1 protein-coding gene is annotated in these 771 nt (G+C 40.6%); it reads left to right on the top strand.

What is annotated here, in order from left to right; all coding sequences use genetic code 11:
* Window positions 1-771: ATP-binding protein (locus tag OCH80_RS10155; protein ID WP_404540649.1), on the top strand; the 771-nt coding region annotated here is incomplete at both ends.

Raw genomic sequence — 771 nt, 5'->3', positions numbered from 1 at the left:
CAGACTTTTGATAGCCTGCAAGCCCAGGACCAAAATTTAACTTTCTCTAGCTTGGAAGCTGCTTTAAAGGATAAGCTTGGCATAAAGGCGCTGAATCAAGATATTCTGATAACTTTGGATTTGCTGCGCAAGGGTAGCGGATACACCAATGCTGGGGCACTTCTAGCCGATCACAATCATTTTCGTGGTATTAATTTAGTTCGTTTTGGAGCAAATCTTAATATCATGCTGGACCGAAAAGATTGTGAAGGTATTTCTGTTTTAGATCAATACAATCTCTCCGTCGACATGTATCGACAGTATTACCAACACGAAGAGATCAAAGGCATTAACCGGGAACTGGTAGAAGAAATACCCGAGGAAGCTTTCAGAGAAGCAGTTGCTAATGCCTTGGTCCATCGGACTTGGGACGTCAACTCTCAAATCAAAATTTCAATGTTTGATGACAGAATTGAAATTGCTTCACCCGGCGGCTTGCCAAGTGGTTTGAGCAAAGAGGAGTATCTCTTGGGGCAAATTTCAATACTACGCAATCCAATTTTGGCTAATGTCTTTTACCGTTTAGGCTTAATTGAACAATTTGGCACGGGAATTCGCAGAATTATCAGTAGCTATCAAGGCAGCGTTATTCAACCTAAATTTAAGATCTTTGAGAACTCAATCGTGATAATTTTGCCGCTTTTACAATCGGTGCCAGTCAATCTTTCTGAGGATGAAGGCAAAATTTATCAAGCCGTTCAATCTGGAAACGAAACTACTAGCAAGATAAAT

The sequence above is a fragment of the Lactobacillus sp. 23-2 genome (genome assembly GCF_044902225.1).
GTDB classification, from domain to species: Bacteria; Bacillota; Bacilli; order Lactobacillales; family Lactobacillaceae; genus Lactobacillus; species Lactobacillus absianus.
Note: the sequence above shows the minus strand (reverse complement) of the source record. Positions and strands in the feature narration are given on the sequence as shown.